The organism is Escherichia sp. MOD1-EC5495 (assembly GCF_002965965.1).
GTDB classification, from domain to species: domain Bacteria; phylum Pseudomonadota; class Gammaproteobacteria; order Enterobacterales; family Enterobacteriaceae; genus Escherichia; species Escherichia ruysiae.
Map to the genome: position 1 here is coordinate 111,121 of NZ_PTRI01000014.1, position 14,110 is coordinate 125,230.

The 14,110-nt window shown below is 47.2% G+C and carries 16 protein-coding genes and 2 tRNA genes; 5 read left to right on the plus strand and 13 right to left on the minus strand.

Annotation, left to right across the window (positions count from 1 at the left end; all coding sequences use genetic code 11):
• Positions 1-49: 49 nt before the first annotated feature.
• Both flhC and flhD read right to left on the minus strand, forming a co-directional pair.
• Positions 50-628, minus strand: coding sequence for a flagellar transcriptional regulator FlhC (gene flhC / locus BEG40_RS13260; RefSeq protein WP_001291598.1), 579 nt, complete (start codon positions 626-628; stop codon positions 50-52).
• Between the two features lie 2 nt (positions 629-630).
• Positions 631-981, minus strand: a complete 351-nt coding sequence (gene flhD / locus BEG40_RS13265; protein ID WP_001516558.1) for a flagellar transcriptional regulator FlhD — start codon at positions 979-981, stop codon at positions 631-633.
• A 776-nt stretch (positions 982-1,757) separates the two neighbouring features.
• Here flhD and uspC point away from each other — a divergent pair.
• On the plus strand, positions 1,758-2,186 hold the full coding sequence (uspC, locus tag BEG40_RS13270) for a universal stress protein UspC (RefSeq protein ID WP_105285536.1): 429 nt from the start codon (positions 1,758-1,760) through the stop codon (positions 2,184-2,186).
• Positions 2,187-2,192: 6 nt separating this feature from the next.
• Here the strand turns inward: uspC and otsA are convergent, their stop codons facing one another.
• The 5 genes from otsA to araF form a co-directional block, all read right to left on the minus strand.
• Complete coding sequence (otsA, locus tag BEG40_RS13275; RefSeq protein WP_105285537.1) at positions 2,193-3,617, minus strand: alpha,alpha-trehalose-phosphate synthase; 1,425 nt, start codon at positions 3,615-3,617, stop codon at positions 2,193-2,195.
• Positions 3,592-4,395: a trehalose-phosphatase gene (gene otsB / locus BEG40_RS13280; RefSeq protein WP_000138762.1), complete on the minus strand. Its 804-nt coding sequence runs from the start codon at positions 4,393-4,395 to the stop codon at positions 3,592-3,594. Before otsB ends, otsA begins: the two co-directional genes overlap by 26 nt.
• A gap of 163 nt (positions 4,396-4,558) precedes the next feature.
• Positions 4,559-5,545 (minus strand): arabinose ABC transporter permease AraH, encoded by a 987-nt coding sequence (gene araH, locus BEG40_RS13285; RefSeq protein WP_010356944.1) that lies wholly within the window; start codon positions 5,543-5,545, stop codon positions 4,559-4,561.
• 14 nt (positions 5,546-5,559) lie between these two features.
• Positions 5,560-7,074: an arabinose ABC transporter ATP-binding protein AraG gene (araG, locus tag BEG40_RS13290; protein WP_001187791.1), complete on the minus strand. Its 1,515-nt coding sequence runs from the start codon at positions 7,072-7,074 to the stop codon at positions 5,560-5,562.
• A gap of 73 nt (positions 7,075-7,147) precedes the next feature.
• The gene (gene araF / locus BEG40_RS13295; RefSeq protein ID WP_000548667.1) at positions 7,148-8,137 is read right to left on the minus strand and encodes an arabinose ABC transporter substrate-binding protein AraF; all 990 of its coding nucleotides are present in this window, start codon (positions 8,135-8,137) and stop codon (positions 7,148-7,150) included.
• 789 nt (positions 8,138-8,926) lie between these two features.
• Between araF and BEG40_RS13305 the strand changes: the two genes are divergently transcribed.
• Positions 8,927-9,430, plus strand: a complete 504-nt coding sequence (locus tag BEG40_RS13305) for a non-heme ferritin-like protein (protein WP_105285538.1) — start codon at positions 8,927-8,929, stop codon at positions 9,428-9,430.
• A gap of 83 nt (positions 9,431-9,513) precedes the next feature.
• Here the strand turns inward: BEG40_RS13305 and yecJ are convergent, their stop codons facing one another.
• A complete protein-coding gene (yecJ, locus tag BEG40_RS13310) occupies positions 9,514-9,765 on the minus strand; it encodes a DUF2766 family protein YecJ (RefSeq protein ID WP_000082114.1) in 252 nt (83 codons plus the stop codon).
• A gap of 114 nt (positions 9,766-9,879) precedes the next feature.
• Positions 9,880-9,966 carry a stress response protein AzuC gene (gene azuC, locus BEG40_RS21755; protein WP_077629254.1) on the minus strand — a complete coding sequence of 29 codons (87 nt, stop codon included), beginning with the start codon at positions 9,964-9,966 and terminating at the stop codon, positions 9,880-9,882.
• A gap of 264 nt (positions 9,967-10,230) precedes the next feature.
• On the opposite strand from azuC, the gene yecR reads away from it, so the two are divergent.
• Positions 10,231-10,554, plus strand: coding sequence for a YecR family lipoprotein (yecR, locus tag BEG40_RS13320; protein ID WP_000681530.1), 324 nt, complete (start codon positions 10,231-10,233; stop codon positions 10,552-10,554).
• A 178-nt stretch (positions 10,555-10,732) separates the two neighbouring features.
• On the plus strand, positions 10,733-11,230 hold the full coding sequence (gene ftnA / locus BEG40_RS13325; protein ID WP_000917207.1) for a non-heme ferritin: 498 nt from the start codon (positions 10,733-10,735) through the stop codon (positions 11,228-11,230).
• A 37-nt stretch (positions 11,231-11,267) separates the two neighbouring features.
• Here the strand turns inward: ftnA and BEG40_RS13330 are convergent, their stop codons facing one another.
• Positions 11,268-11,507 carry a YecH family metal-binding protein gene (locus BEG40_RS13330; protein ID WP_000377222.1) on the minus strand — a complete coding sequence of 80 codons (240 nt, stop codon included), beginning with the start codon at positions 11,505-11,507 and terminating at the stop codon, positions 11,268-11,270.
• A gap of 190 nt (positions 11,508-11,697) precedes the next feature.
• On the opposite strand from BEG40_RS13330, the gene tyrP reads away from it, so the two are divergent.
• Positions 11,698-12,909, plus strand: coding sequence for a tyrosine transporter TyrP (gene tyrP, locus BEG40_RS13335; protein WP_000797589.1), 1,212 nt, complete (start codon positions 11,698-11,700; stop codon positions 12,907-12,909).
• Between the two features lie 62 nt (positions 12,910-12,971).
• Here the strand turns inward: tyrP and yecA are convergent, their stop codons facing one another.
• The 3 genes from yecA to BEG40_RS13350 form a co-directional block, all read right to left on the minus strand.
• Positions 12,972-13,637, minus strand: a complete 666-nt coding sequence (yecA, locus tag BEG40_RS13340; RefSeq protein ID WP_105285540.1) for a UPF0149 family protein YecA — start codon at positions 13,635-13,637, stop codon at positions 12,972-12,974.
• 194 nt (positions 13,638-13,831) lie between these two features.
• Positions 13,832-13,918 (minus strand) — tRNA-Leu (locus BEG40_RS13345).
• 11 nt (positions 13,919-13,929) lie between these two features.
• A tRNA-Cys gene (locus tag BEG40_RS13350) sits at positions 13,930-14,003 on the minus strand.
• Positions 14,004-14,110 lie beyond the last annotated feature (107 nt).

The following is a 14,110-nucleotide window of genomic DNA, read 5'->3' on the forward strand; positions in this document are numbered from 1 at the left end:
CAGCGACAATCACTTGCCGCTGCTGGAATGTTTCGCCATATCGCGTGAGTTAAACAGCCTGTACTCTCTGTTCATCCAGCAGTTGAGGGATAATATCGGCAGGGTCTTGAGAAAGTTTACGTCTTTTTACCGCTCGTGATGGCGGCTGACATAAGCTGCAGGCAAAGCTGCCAACAGGCTGATGGGCATGGGTGATAAAATTACCGCCGCAGCACTTGCAACTGGAAAGTTGTAGTAAACCACTTTCAACAAATCGCACCAGTGTCCAGGCGCGTGTCAACGCCAGCAGAGGGCCTTCTTCGGCTTGCGGACACTGTTCGAGGTATAAACGATAGGCTTTGATCACGGCATCGACGCCGTTACATAACCCGGTTTTCAGCAAAAACTGCCATGCATTACAAAACATCGACGCATGAACATTTTGTTCCCAGGTCATAAACCAGTCGGTGGAGAATGGCAGCATACCTTTCGGCGGCGGACTTCCGCGCAGTTCTTTATAGAGTTTGATCAGACGTCCGCGACTTAATTGTGTTTCACTTTCCAGCATCTGCAAACGAGCGCCGAGGGTGATCAATTCCATTGCCAGCTGAATATCCCGGGCTTCCTGAACAATGCTTTTTTCGCTCATTATCAGGCCCTTTTTTTACGCAGCACTTCTTCGGGCTGATTAACATCATTCAACAAACGTGTAGAGAGCATGATACCGGTATGAACTTGCTGGAGATCGTCAACGCGGGAATCCTGCGTCAACTGATTAATAGTCTGGTGGCTGTCAAAGCGGAAATGACAAATCAGTTGATTAGTTTCTGCCAGTTTAACCATTTGCGGAAGCGTCAGCGTCGCTAACGTTGTTGCCATTTCTTCATTAATACCGAGACGAAACATGGCGGACGCTTTGTCCTGAACGATCAGACGTTGTGCAAGAAGTAAATATGACAAATTGATGTCATAAATATGTTTCAGCAACTCGGAGGTATGCATTATTCCCATCCAGAATAACTAACTTTATTTTTATGCGGTATCACCGCACCCCGTGATGTCGCCGGGAAATCCCGGTAAAAAGTAAATAACCATGGAATAGTTGCGATCAACGAAAAAACACAGGCATCGTAAGAGATGAAACAATCCCTTACAGAGAGTAGTGTTTTTTACACTTATCTAAGATTTTTCCTAATTCGACGCAACTGTACTCGTCACCACTCACACATACAACGGAGCGACGCTGCGATTTTCGATAATGTGTGACTCAGATCACACAAAACACTCAATTACTTAACATTAATGTATAAGTCATACTTTTGTTTTGGTGATATTTCATTCTGTTAAAAAGTTTTTCAGCGCCCCTGACTTCAAAAATGAAGTGGATGCATAAAATTATTATGTTGCGCACTGTTAATATAAATCACCGTAAATAACCATATGTTATGTATGAAATAAATTTATTTATCCTCTATAAATTATTTTCAAACAGAGAGTTACATAACATGGGCCTGTTCAAGTGAAAATAAAGCCGGGAACCCTCCAAATGTTACACAAATGTTTTGCAGATATTATCCATTTGTTTTATAAGGAAAATAGTTAATTTCACTTCTTATAACCACACTGGTGATCGCATGATAACATTGCGGTACTAATTAATTATTCTTACTAGTAACCAGCCTAATATTTACCTTTTTGACTGAGTTGTTATTGCATCAGTGCCTCATTCAGAGTAAAGCTGTAATAACACCTGAAGTTCACAGAATAAGGAGCAGGTTATGAGCTATACCAATGTTCTTGTTGCTGTAGCTGTCTCGCCAGAAAGCCAGCAACTGTTAACAAAAGCGGTATCTATCGCCCGTCCGGTTCATGGACGCATAAGTTTGATCACTCTCGCTTCCGACCCGGAAATATTCAATCAATTAGCCGCACCGATGCTTGAAGATTTACGCAGCGTGATGCATGAAGAAACACAAAACTTTCTTGATAAATTAATTAAGGATGCGGGATATCCGGTAGAAGAGACGTTTATTGCTTGCGGAGAGTTAAGCGAACATATTCTGGCAGTGTGCCGTAAACATAAATTCGATTTGGTGATTTGCGGCAATCATAACCACAGTTTCTTTTCGCGAGCATCCTGCTCAGCGAAAAGTGTGATTGCCTCAAGCGAGGTCGATGTACTACTGGTTCCGCTTAAGGGAGATTAACCGCGATTACGCCAGTTTCGGAAAGGTAGCAACTTTATCGCGCTGCTGACTTTCCGCGCTTCGCGGAACTATCTGCTTTAGGTCGCGAATAAAATTCTCCTGCCAGTGATTAATGTCGTTTTTCACAATAACTTCCAGCATTTCTGCATGGCGGGAAATACGTTCCGCCAGCGACATTGTCAACGCCCGATTGAGCGCCGCCGCAACTTCATCACGATCGTATGGGTTTACAATTAACGCCGACGTCAGTTCGTTTGCCGCCCCGGCAAATTGCGAAAGTACCAGTACGCCCGGATTGGCAGGATCTTGTGCGGCAACATACTCTTTCGCGACCAGGTTCATTCCGTCGCGCAGCGGCGTCACTAATCCAACATCGGAATAGCGGAAGATTTTCATCAGTAATTTACGATCAAAATGCTGATTCAGATAATAAAGCGGCGTCCAGCCTAATTGACCATATTTGCCGTTAATTCTCCCGGCTTCATTTTCCAACTGATGACGAATATCCTGATACGCTTGCACATCACCACGCGACGTTGGCGCAATCTGGGTATAGCGAATTTTACCGTGATGTTGCGGATATTTTTCCAGCAACGCTTCATAGGCGAGAAAACGCTCCGGCAAACCTTTGGAATAATCCAGTCGTTCGACAGAAAAGATATTCTGTACATTTTTCAGTTCCGCTTTTAGTTGCGCCAGTTTTGCCGGCAGTGGTCCGGCAGCCTGTTTGGCAATCTCATCTGGTTCAATGCCAATGGGGTAAACTTCGGTTCGAAACGCTTTGCCCCAGGCCGTATGGCTTTTTGAGCTACGCGTCGTAACGCGGGTCAGGTTAGAAAGGCAATCCAGGAACGCCAGACGATCGTTCTCTGTCTGGAAACCCAGTAAATCATAATCACAAAGCTGTTCAAGCAAGGTGTCATACGTCGGCAGCGCATTGAAGATTTCCGGCGTCGGGAAAGGAATATGCAGGAAGAAACCAATGCGATTATTCACCCCACGTTTGCGTAATTCATGCGCAAATGGCAACAGGTGATAATCGTGAACCCAGATAATGTCATCGTCTTCCAGCAGCGGCAGTAATTTATCTGCCAGTAACGCATTTACGCGTAGATAGCCGTCCCAGGCAGGACGCTGAAATTGCACCAGATCGAGTCGATAATGAAATGCAGGCCAGAGAACGGCATTAGAGAATTGGTTGTAGTATTCGTCGAGATCCTGTTCGCTGAGGTTAAAAGAGGCCCAGGTAATATTTCCTTTTTTCACCTTTTTTAGCGGCTGATCCTCATTCCCTGTTTCGCCACTCCAGCCAAACCACAGTCCACCTGCGGCTTTCAGTGCCCCCAGTATGCCGACAGCAAGGCCACCGGCACTGGCGGCGTGCTCGTCTGGTGGTGCAATCCGGTTAGATACTACGACTAAACGACTCATAGTCATCACTCCTGTTATTTTCTCTTTTTTGTTGTTGTAATGCGTTGGTTATCATTTCAAGCCAGCTCCAGACATCCGGCACGCCCGCCAGCCGCCATGATGCCTGAGTCGCTCCGGTGCCAATTTTCACTGACATTCCACCCAGTCGGTTAACGACCGCGAAGCCAGATTCATCGGTTAAATCATCGCCCAGAAAAACGGGCTTACGGCCGACAAAGGGAGCTTCCTGCATAAAGGCTGCAATCGCCTCCCCTTTACTGGTGTTTCCTGGTTTAATCTCGACGACACACTTTCCCTGCTGTAATGCCATTTGCGGCCAAATCTGGGTAATGCGTTGCGCTAATGTCAATAAGGCGTCTTCGTGCTGCGGCGCCTGACGATAATGCAGCGCAAACGCCATCCCTTTGGCCTCCACTTCCGCACCGGGATAGTGGCTGATTGCCGTATGCAGTTGAACGCTAATATCGCGGGCAATCGCATCCGGCAAATGAACGATATGCGTTTTACCATTGATGTCACGGCGCTCCGCCCCATGCACGCCCGCTAACGGGAAGCGATAAGGTTTTGCCAGTGCGTCAAGCTCGACCATTGAGCGCCCTGATATCAATGCCAATGCACCATCACTTGCGGTTGCCAGTAGCTGAAGTCCTTGCAGAATATTGTCAGGCACGACGACCTGATCGGGATGCGGTTTAATTTCCGCCAGCGTTCCATCGAGATCAAAAAACCAGGCATATTTCGCGGATAGTTCAGGGGGTTCGGTTAACGGTTCTGTCACCCGGTACTCCTCCTTATCTTTTTATAGTTCGCGCAGAACGCGCTTTACAGACATGTAAGTATAGACAGTGTGACGTAGCTCGCCATTTGCAAAAAAGAACAGCCAGCCGTTGTGGCGGCTGGCTGTGATGGAAAAAAGAGCTAAATTGTTGCGAAAAAAAGCATCAGACAGTGCGTTTCGCTTTTTGCTTGTAACGGTCGAAGATCACCGCCGCCAGCAGGATTAAGCCACGAACCACGTACTGCGCGAAAGGAGAAATATTGAGCAGGTTCATAGCATTTTCTACAGTACCTAAAATTAAGATACCCGCCACCACATATGAGATTTTTCCGATGCCACCTTTCAGAGAAACGCCACCTAAAACGCAGGCTGAGATAACAATCAACTCATAGCCAATCGAGGTCATCGGCTGACCGCTGGTCATGCGCGAAGCCAGAACAATCCCGGCAATCGCCGATACCAGACCAGAGAGAACGAAGATAATGATTTTGGTGCGGACAACAGGTACACCCGCCAGACGCGCGGCCTCTTCGTTACCGCCAATCGCCAGCGTATTACGACCAAAGGTAGTTTTGTTCAGCAGCAAGCCAAAGATTATCAGGCAAGCGACAGTGAGCCAGATTGGCGCAGGCAGGCCGAACCAGTTGGCATAACCGAGAGCAAAGAAACTTTCATCTTCGATACCAACCGCTTTACCGTCAGAGATGATATACGCCAGACCACGGACAATCTGCATCGTCGCCAGCGTGGTAATCAAGGCGTTAATTTTAAGTTTAGCGATAACAAAACCATTCACCAGACCGCAGAGGACGCCCAGCAGCAAACCTGCCGCCACGCCTATCCACAGGCTTTCGGTCAGATTGATAACCACCGCCGTAGTGACACCTGCACAGGCAATGACCGAAGCAACAGAAAGGTCAAAGTCACCCGACGCGAGACAGAACAACATACCGCACGCCACCATCCCCGACATGGAGATTGCCAGCCCCAGCCCTTTCATATTAATGAAGGTGGCAAAGTTCGGGACAAAAATGGCACAGGCAATAAACAGCACCGCAAACACCACCAGCATACCGTACTGATCCCAGATACGGCCGAAGCTGAATGACGACTTAGGTGCACCAGAACCCGATGTAGAAACAGAAGACATCATACTCTCCTTACTCAGGCAACTGCCTGACTGACTTTAGGCATAGCAAGGCTTAGTGCCTGACGCTCATCTGCCTGCTCGTGTAGCAATTCACCAGCGATTTCACCTTCACGCATGACGACAATACGGTCGGCGACGCCGAGGACTTCGGGCAGATCGCTGGAGGCAAACAGCACCGCCACACCCTGCGCCGCCAGCGCATAAATCACGTTATATATTTCGTGCTTGGCTCCCACATCAATACCGCGCGTAGGTTCATCCAGCAAAATGACTTTCATATCTTCCGATAACCAGCGTCCCAGAATGGCTTTTTGCTGATTACCACCGGAGAGATTCATGATTAATTGCTCTGCTCCTGGCGTTTTGATATTGAGCGAACGAATATGGTGATCAGCATTATTTGCTTCCCAGCCGTTATTGATCACGCAACCGCCGAGAACATGCTTGCGACGGGCGCTGATGTTGATATTGTCACGGACGGAATGCACCGGAATAATGCCTTCCGCTTTACGATCTTCTGGACAGAGCATCATGCCAGCAGCAATGGCGTGGCCTGGTTTACGGATATCGATCGGCTTTTGGTCGATATAAACCTGACCGGCGGTGATTTGCGTCCCACCAAACATGCCTTTCATTAATTCGCTGCGTCCTGCCCCCACCAGACCAAACAGACCAACGATTTCACCACTGCGAACGGTCAGGCTTATTGGCGTACGCACACCAGGCGCCTTCACGGCATCCAGACGCAATCGCTCCTCACCATAGCTACGCGGTTGCCAGCCGTAGATATCGCCGATATCGCGACCAACCATCGCCTGTACCAGTGCGTCGTGGTCAACCTGCTGCATATCGGTAAAGGTTTTGACATAACGCCCATCTTTAAAGACGGTGATGGCATCGCTGAGGGCAAATATTTCTTCCATACGGTGAGAAACGTATAAGATCACCCGCCCCTCTTTTCGCAGTTCACGAATAACGCGGAAAAGATTGTCGATTTCACGGGCAGACAGGGAGCTGGTTGGCTCATCAAAGGCGATAATTTTGGCGTTACGCGCCAGAGCTTTGGCAATTTCAACCATCTGCCACTGACCAATGGAGAGATATTTCAGCGGCGTAGCCGGGTCAATATCCATACCCAGATGTTTGAGTTGTAAACCTGCTTCATAATTCAGCAGTGAACGATTCACAATGCCGCCTTTATGGGGAAGCTGGCCGAGATAAATATTTTCCGCGACGGTCATTTCCGGCACGAGATGCAGTTCCTGGTAAATAATCGCCACACCCGCGTTAAGCGCAGCGGTCGTGTCGGAAAAGGACATTTCTTGTCCATTAATCACTACAGAACCCGTGGTTGGCGCATAGTTTCCACTAAGGATTTTTAAGAGTGTTGATTTTCCTGCGCCATTTTCACCCATCAACGCATGAACCTGACCGGCATAGCAGTCAAAACTGATATCCGTCAACGCCTTAACGCCGGGGAAAGTTTTACCAATGCCGCGAAATGAGAGATACGGGGTAGACTGTTGCATAACGTCTCCGTGAATCACTGGTCTTTCACACCCCCTCTGCACAATAAAGGCAGAGGGGAATTTTTACGGCAGATTACTTACCGCCTAAACCTTTTTTCTCCAGTTCTTCTTTAAAGTTGTCGCGCGTAATCAGAACTACATCGGTAACTTCAGTGAATTTTGGTGGTTCTACGTCTTTCGCTACCCAGTTGTAGAGCATTTCGCTGGATTTATAGCCATGTACGTCCGGACTTGGCAGGAGTGAACCGTAGAAACCGGTAGCCTGCGCTTTTGACAGCTCGCTCACCGCATCCACCCCATTGATACCAATACCAATGATGTCCGCCGCTTTAAAGCCCTGACCTTCCGTTGCACGTACACCGCCCAGCACGGTGCTGTCGTTCATCCCGACAATCAACCAGTGTTTAACTTCAGGATGCTGAACCAGCATGGAGTTGGCGGCGTCAAATGCCCCGGGGATGTCGTTAGATTTGGTGGGAACCTGATAAATTTGTTTTTCCGGGAATCCGGCGGCTTTCAGCGCATCCATAGAACCCGTGGTACGGCGACGAGCGGTATCCAGTTCGTTGGCAGTAATCGCCATTACGGCACTTTCTTTTACGTCCCAACCACGTTTCTGCATCTCTTTATACAGTTCCTGGCCCTGACGCTCACCAATTTTGGTCGCCGCCATCATCACCAGCGGCACGGTATCCATCGGCTTACCTTTGGCATTTACAAACTGGTCATCCACGGCAATCACTTTCATACCATAGCCACGTGCTTTCGCCACAATTGCGGAACCCAGTTTCGGGTCTGGCGTACAAATGACAAACCCTTTAGCACCGCTGGCAGCCAGACTGTCGATGGCGTTCAGCGTCTTTTCGCCATCCGGCACGGCAATCTTAATAACGTCAAACCCTAAATCTTTCCCGGCTTTATCGGCAAACTTCCATTCGGTCTGGAACCACGGCTCTTCTGGTTGCTTTACCAGGAAACCGAGTTTCAGGTTTTCCGCCATAGCGGATTGTGACATAACGGCAGCCAGACCAATGGCTGCAAGAGCTTTAGTAAATTTGTGCATGGTTATCTCCAGCTTTAGCGTCATTTTGTGTAGGGCAAAAACTAAGAACTTTTGTTAATTCAATCGGAAAACAAAGCATTACCTTTATCGAAAAGATAATTGACTGTGTTGGCATAGTTTTAGCGAGAAATTAATTCTCCATAGGAGAGCAATATCACATAGCAGAATTACAGTGAGAACGTGCATAAATTCAGCGAGAAATGACATACTGGAATCGGTAATTGTCTGACAAATCAAAAAAGCATTAGCAGAATAATCCATGACATTAGCCTGGAAATCCTTGTGGTGTGCTTTGAGAGGCAGGGAGTGTCTTTTTTAATCTAATTATTACCGGGCAAGAGGTTGTTCATTTGCGCTGAATAGTGAAAGGAGAAAGAAGTCTCTAAACCTTGCACCAATCAATTTCTACATTAATTATCACCTCATTTATTAATTAAAGGTAACGCTATAACGAGAGCATTATCGCATAATCGAAAAAACACCTTAAAATATCAAAACATCATCATGTTATTAAGAAATCATTTTAATATCAATGAAATACATCAATATGACGCATTAGGAATTATTGCAAACTAATTGATCTCACCAATGAAATGTAAAAAAATATAAATCCGGTGATTTAAGGATTTTCTTATATTCGTTCAGACGTTATGCTTATTTCAGATCATCGTCAGAATTGACTCCACGATCACATTTTGGACATGCAGAAAGGAATTATTCTGCAAGCAGTAATTACGGTGTTTTGATTCATCTTGCACCTCACGTCTTCTGGATATAAGGATATTAGGTATGGCAACCACTGGAATGCTTCTCAAACTCAACCCCCAAATGAACCGCGAGTTTTACGCATCCAATCTCTACCTTCACCTGAGCAAATGGTGTTCTGAACAAAGTCTGAATGGCACCGCTACTTTCCTTCGCGCCCAGGCACAAAGTAACGTGACGCAAATGATGCGCATGTTTAACTTTATGAAAAGTATCGGAGCAACTCCCATCGTTAAAGCTATCGATGTACCAGGAGAAAAGCTTAACTCTCTGGAAGAACTCTTCCAAAAAACGATGGAAGAATATGAGCAGCGTTCAAGCAAGCTGTCACAATTAGCCGATGAAGCTAAAGAATTGAATGATGATTCTACCGTCGATTTCCTGCGCGATCTGGAAAAAGAACAGCAGCACGATGGCCTGTTGTTGCAAACCATTCTTGATGAAGTGCGCAGCGCGAAACTTGCCGGTATGTGCCCTGTCCAGACCGACCAGCATGTTCTTAATGTCGTGTCGCATCAGATACATTAATCATGTTCGGCGCTTTAAAACATGCGCCGGATACAAATAATTTTGAGAAAACCGCTGCTTCATACTTTGAAGCAGCGGTTTTTTTAATGGGATTCACCTTGCGGAGTAAATTTCAGTTCAATCAGCGCGATGGCTTTTTGGATAGCGCGCATCGTTACCGGATCGGCTGCGGCAGGATGGTTAGTAAAATCGATATTCTTCAGCTGGCTGGACATTTTTTCACGCAACTCAACAGGAGCGATCACATCGAGTACGTCGAGAATTTGTTTGATTACCAACTGGCAAGCGACAACATCAGAGACCAGTTCCTGATCGGCATTCAGCGGCTGGGACATTGTAAACTCCTGATAGCATTTTGAAAGCCGCTATAGTAGCGGCTTCCCCTCCACAGCGATAGTCACATCCGACATCACCAGGGCACAAAAAAACCTGCCGAAGCAGGTTTTTTGTTATCTGAACATATTGCCTGGCGGTACGTCTTTGAACGTCTTGCAATAGTTATCGAACATGCTTTTCAGGATTTTGCGCAGTTTCATTGAGGTACTCCGACCATTTGTTATGCAGGTGTTATCGTCTTTGCGCTTATAATATGACATCCATCACAAAAATCAATCTTTATGTGATTTATATCACACAAATATCCCTTTAATGTTATGAAATTGATAACCCACAAAGTCACCATAAAGCATCTGACTTCTGGGAAAAGCAAGGAATAGCGCCGATCCGTCGTCTTTTCTGTCCATAATCTGATCCTGCACGCAGGTACAATACCTGTTTCTTCTTCCTTTTCAGGCCGTGACATGAAACATCTGATAATTGTTTTTTCGCTTTTAACATTAGCGGGCTGCACCGTAACTCGTCAGGCTCAATTGAGCGAGGTTAATGTCACGAGCGGTATTGTACGCCTCGTTTATGACCAGGCGTTTTTACAACACGCCCGTACTGACAGCTATCTTAATCAAAGAATAGCGGAACGCGCATGTCAGCACGCAGGGTTTACCCGCGCCATTGCGTTTGGGCAACCTGTAAGTAACTGTAGTCTGTTTGCGGGGGCGTTATGTCTGAATACGGAATTTACGTTGTCGTATCAGTGCCAAAATTTAATGCCCTCGACTTATCAATAAAGACCTTAATCAGCGAGGGATGCTTCGCTGGTTAATTAATCCCACGAATAGCGTTAATGCGTTTTATTCCCATTCGTATTTTTAATAATTGAATTTAATATTTTACCTTTTGCAAATAATAAAATAACAAATTATAGTGGCGCCACAGCAACAAAAATAACCTTTGTGGAGCACTATCATGCTGAAACCAGAAATGATTGAAAAACTCAATGAGCAGATGAACCTGGAACTGTACTCTTCACTGCTTTATCAGCAAATGAGCGCCTGGTGCAGCTATCATACCTTTGAAGGTGCGGCTGCGTTTCTGCGCCGCCACGCCCAGGAAGAGATGACGCATATGCAGCGTCTGTTTGATTATCTGACCGATACCGGAAACTTACCGCGTATTAATACCGTTGAATCCCCGTTTGCTGAATATTCTTCACTTGATGAATTATTCCAGGAAACCTATAAGCATGAACAATTAATCACGCAGAAAATTAATGAACTGGCTCACGCCGCCATGACCAACCAGGATTACCCAACGTTTAATTTCCTGCAATGGTATGTTTCTGAGCAGCATGAAGAAGAGAAATTGTTCAAATCGATTATTGATAAATTAAGTCTGGCCGGTAAAAGCGGCGAAGGTCTTTATTTCATCGATAAAGAACTTTCTACCCTCGACGCGCAAAACTAATCTACTCTGGCGGCAGATTTACTGCCGCCGTTTCATATCAGTGGCGACAAATTTTACTTGTATCGGTTGAGAACCCTTCTTCGCCGGGAATAAATTTACCTTTCGCCGCCAGAAACGCCACCAGCTCTCCCGCTGTCATCCCTTCCGCCGAGCAGGTATGAAAACGCGCCTGTTCACCAAAACGCGCTTTGATCGCCGCTTCCAGACTGGCGTGCGTATATTGCTCGCCTGATTCAATCATCATATTTAACACTTCATGACCGTGAATAGAGTCCATCGTTCCTCCTCAAAAAGGGCATAGCGTAGCGATATCCGCTCATCAAGGCTTTGCGCCAGCGCAGTTCCGAATGCATTTTATTGTACATTTTTGTTTACAGTAAATGTAACGTCGATTTGACGAGAAATGTAGAATGCCTTAACCTGCGCCGCAGATATCTCTCATAAAGATCGTCAGGACAGAAGAAAGCGTGAAAAACAGAACTCTGGGAAGTGTTTTTATCGTGGCAGGAACCACAATTGGCGCGGGTATGTTGGCAATGCCACTGGCGGCAGCAGGCGTCGGTTTTAGTGTCACATTGACATTGTTAGTTGGTCTGTGGGCATTGATGTGTTACACCGCACTGCTATTGCTGGAGGTGTACCAGCATGTCCCCGCAGATACCGGTCTGGGCACGCTGGCAAAACGCTATCTGGGGCGTTATGGGCAGTGGCTCACTGGCTTCAGTATGATGTTTTTAATGTACGCCCTGACAGCGGCGTACATTAGCGGTGCCGGTGAATTACTTGCCTCCAGCATCAGTGACTGGACCGGTATTCCAGTGTCGGCAACTGCTGGCGTGTTGTTGTTCACTTTTGTTGCCGGTGGTGTGGTTTGTGTCGGGACGTCGCTGGTCGATTTATTTAACCGCTTTCTGTTTAGCGCCAAAATTATTTTTCTGGTGGTGATGCTGGTACTGCTGCTACCGCATATTCATAAAGTGAATCTTTTAACTCTACCGCTGCAACAAGGACTCGCGTTGTCTGCGATCCCGGTAATTTTTACGTCATTTGGCTTCCACGGTAGTGTACCTAGCATCGTCAGTTATATGGATGGCAACATTCGCAAGCTGCGCTGGGTATTTATTACAGGTAGTGCGATCCCTCTGGTGGCGTATATATTCTGGCAACTGGCGACACTGGGCAGCATTGATTCAACAACCTTTATGGGACTGCTGGCTAATCACGCCGGGCTAAACGGGCTGTTACAGGCATTACGCGAAGTGGTGGCCTCACCGCATGTCGAACTGGCGGTGCATTTATTTGCGGACTTAGCCCTCGCAACGTCCTTCCTTGGCGTAGCATTAGGCTTATTTGATTATCTTGCGGATCTGTTTCAGCGTTCAAATAGCGTTGGCGGGAGAATGCAAACCGGGGCAATTACTTTTCTGCCACCGCTGGCATTTGCTCTGTTTTACCCACGTGGCTTTGTGATGGCGCTGGGTTACGCCGGTGTGGCGCTTGCTGTACTGGCGTTGATTATCCCTTCCCTGCTGACCTGGCAAAGCAGAAAGCATAATCCACAAGCAGGTTATCGGGTTAAAGGCGGCCGTCCGGCGCTGGTACTGGTGTTTCTCTGTGGTATTGGCGTGATTGGAGTGCAATTTTTGATTGCAGCAGGATGGTTACCAGAAGTGGGGTGATTAAATAGCCTCACATATCCTTGTTGGGTGCCAGAATTAACTCTGGCACCCAATGTGACCTCTTAATGCAGGCAGCACTGCTTAAATTTCTTACCACTACCGCACGGACAAGGATCGTTACGACCCGGTTTTTCTTCTGCTTTGATCGGTTGCTGAACAGGCTTTTCCTGCTGATGAGCCATCCAGTAAGCGTGCAAATCAAGTGCCGCCAGTCGAATGGCATCCACACTCTCATCAAACGCTTCCGGTGACAGCTTCTCTACCCGCTCGAAGTTTTCTTCCGTACCGTGCAGCGCAATCGCCTCAAGCGCCGGTTTTAAGGATTCCGGCAATGCCGACCAGTCAGAGAGGGCAACGCCACGCATATAGCCAAAGCACCACTCCTCAACGATCGTCAGCTCACGACCATCAACCTCTCGCAGACCAAATAACGGCTCAAACTGATCAGGAAATTCGTTCAGACGCTCTGCGGTATCGGCCATATGTTGAAAAGCCAGGTTCATAAAGCGCGTCATCTCTTTTTCTGACGCCCAGCGCGGTACATAGTCCGCCCCACCCCAGACGGCCACCAACCACTGTTCTGGTTCAATTTCTTGCGGAGAACTCAACACCGCCGTCAATAAACCGTCCAGCTCAGCTACATCAAGGATGGCGTGGTCTGTGTTGTATTTGGTCAGAATATCATCCAGCCATTCCAACTCACTTTCGTTCAACGGTCCCGTTTTCATACGCTTTTCCTTGTGGATCTCGACTCGCCAGCGTCTATCTTACATGTCGCTCTGGCATAGAGATACTTTTTGAGTGGATTACCTGGTGATTAAAAATAAGAGGGGTATAACGATAAGTGGCAGACACAAAAAAACCACCCGAAGGTGGTTTCACGACACTGCTTATTGCTTTGATTTTATTCTTATCTTTCCCATGGTACCCGGAGCGGGACTTGAACCCGCACAGCGCGAACGCCGAGGGATTTTAAATCCCTTGTGTCTACCGATTCCACCATCCGGGCTCGGGAAAAATTGGAGGCGCGTTCCGGAGTCGAACCGGACTAGACGGATTTGCAATCCGCTACATAACCGCTTTGTTAACGCGCCAAATTCTTCAGGCTTTTCAGCCAGACACCCGCTTAAGCCGATGTCTTTTAACTGGAGCGGGAAACGAGACTCGAACTCGCGACCCCGACCTTGGCAAGGTCGTGCTC

What these genes read in the sequence shown, in the direction of transcription:
- flhC (WP_001291598.1), bottom strand. Translation starts at nt 628, where the DNA reads ATGAGCGAAAAAAGCATTGTTCAGGAAGCCCGGGATATTCAGCTGGCA.
- flhD (WP_001516558.1), bottom strand. Translation starts at nt 981, where the DNA reads ATGCATACCTCCGAGTTGCTGAAACATATTTATGACATCAATTTGTCA.
- uspC (WP_105285536.1), top strand. Translation starts at nt 1,758, where the DNA reads ATGAGCTATACCAATGTTCTTGTTGCTGTAGCTGTCTCGCCAGAAAGC.
- otsA (WP_105285537.1), bottom strand. Translation starts at nt 3,617, where the DNA reads ATGAGTCGTTTAGTCGTAGTATCTAACCGGATTGCACCACCAGACGAG.
- araH (WP_010356944.1), bottom strand. Translation starts at nt 5,545, where the DNA reads ATGTCTTCTGTTTCTACATCGGGTTCTGGTGCACCTAAGTCGTCATTC.
- araG (WP_001187791.1), bottom strand. Translation starts at nt 7,074, where the DNA reads ATGCAACAGTCTACCCCGTATCTCTCATTTCGCGGCATTGGTAAAACT.
- araF (WP_000548667.1), bottom strand. Translation starts at nt 8,137, where the DNA reads ATGCACAAATTTACTAAAGCTCTTGCAGCCATTGGTCTGGCTGCCGTT.
- BEG40_RS13305 (WP_105285538.1), top strand. Translation starts at nt 8,927, where the DNA reads ATGGCAACCACTGGAATGCTTCTCAAACTCAACCCCCAAATGAACCGC.
- yecJ (WP_000082114.1), bottom strand. Translation starts at nt 9,765, where the DNA reads ATGTCCCAGCCGCTGAATGCCGATCAGGAACTGGTCTCTGATGTTGTC.
- azuC (WP_077629254.1), bottom strand. Translation starts at nt 9,966, where the DNA reads ATGAAACTGCGCAAAATCCTGAAAAGCATGTTCGATAACTATTGCAAG.
- yecR (WP_000681530.1), top strand. Translation starts at nt 10,231, where the DNA reads ATGAAACATCTGATAATTGTTTTTTCGCTTTTAACATTAGCGGGCTGC.
- ftnA (WP_000917207.1), top strand. Translation starts at nt 10,733, where the DNA reads ATGCTGAAACCAGAAATGATTGAAAAACTCAATGAGCAGATGAACCTG.
- BEG40_RS13330 (WP_000377222.1), bottom strand. Translation starts at nt 11,507, where the DNA reads ATGGACTCTATTCACGGTCATGAAGTGTTAAATATGATGATTGAATCA.
- yecA (WP_105285540.1), bottom strand. Translation starts at nt 13,637, where the DNA reads ATGAAAACGGGACCGTTGAACGAAAGTGAGTTGGAATGGCTGGATGAT.